Source organism: Caldimonas taiwanensis NBRC 104434 (assembly GCF_001592165.1).
Lineage (GTDB): Bacteria > Pseudomonadota > Gammaproteobacteria > Burkholderiales > Burkholderiaceae_C > Caldimonas > Caldimonas manganoxidans.
The window spans coordinates 1-1,283 of record NZ_BCWK01000069.1; the positions used below are offsets into that span (position 1 = coordinate 1).

General features: G+C 70.1%; 1 protein-coding gene. It reads left to right on the top strand.

Features of this window, described 5'->3' with window-relative positions; all coding sequences use genetic code 11:
• Positions 1-1,283: phage/plasmid primase, P4 family (locus CTA01S_RS16115; RefSeq protein WP_232301112.1), on the top strand; the 1,283-nt coding region annotated here is incomplete at both ends.

Consider the following 1,283-nt stretch of genomic DNA (forward strand, 5'->3'; position numbering starts at 1 on the left):
TGGTCGCCGCTGGCGGGCAAGGCCGTCTTGGTCTGGCCTGACCGCGACAAGCCGGGCTGGGAGTACGCCGTGCAGGCGGCCCAGGCGATTCTGTCGGCCGGCGCGAAGTCCTGCCACATCCTCTACCCACCCGAGGAAGCCGCCGAGGGCTGGGATGCGGCCGATGCCGTGGCCGAGGGCTTCGACGTCGCGGCCTTCCTCGCCCACGGCCCGCGTGTGCAGGTGCATGACATTGCGGACCCCGGCGAGCCGGTGATCGGCGCGGATGAATCGGTGTGGGGCACCGAAGATGCCCTGGCGCTGGCCTTCACCCGGCGCTACCACCGCGACTGGCGCTACGTGGCGGCCTGGGGCCGCTGGTTGGTGTGGGACGGTCGGCGCTGGCGCAACGAGGAGACGCTGGCGGCCACCGACTTGATCCGCGGTGTCTGCCGACACGCTGCCCTGCAGGCCGACAACCCGAAGCTGGCGGCCAAGCTGGCCACCTCCGGCACCGTCGGCGGCGTCGAACGCCTGGCTCGCGCAGACCGCCGCCACGCCGCGACCACCGCCGAGTGGGACGCCGATCCCTGGCTGCTCAACACCCCAGGCGGTGTGGTCGACCTCCGAACGGGCCGCATGCGCGCGCACGACCGCGCCGACCGCATGACCAAGATCACGACCGCCACGCCCGGCGGCGACTGCCCGACCTGGCGGCAGTTCATCGCCGAAGTGACCGGCGGCGATGCGGCACTGCAAGCCTATCTGCAGCGCATGGCGGGCTATGCGCTCACCGGCTCCACCCAGGAGCACGCGCTGTTCTTCCTCTACGGCACCGGCGCCAACGGCAAATCGGTGTTCGTCAACACCCTGGCCACGATCCTGGGCGACTACGCCGCCAACGCGCCAATGGACACCTTCATGGAGACGCGTACCGACCGCCATCCGACCGACATGGCGGGGTTGCGCGGCGCGCGCTTCGTAGCGGCGATCGAAACCGAGCAAGGGCGGCGCTGGGCCGAGTCCAAGGTCAAGAGCCTCACGGGCGGCGACAAGATCTCGGCGCGGTTCATGCGGCAAGACTTCTTCGAGTTCTGGCCGCAGTTCAAGCTTTTCGTCGCCGGCAACCACAAGCCCGCCATCCGCAACATCGACGAGGCCATGAAGCGCCGGCTGCACCTGATCCCCTTCACGATCACCGTGCCGCCCGAGCGGCGGGACAAACACCTGCAGCACAAGTTGCTCGCCGAGCGCGACGGGATCCTGGCCTGGGCGCTGGAGGGCTGCCTGGCCTGGCAGCGCCT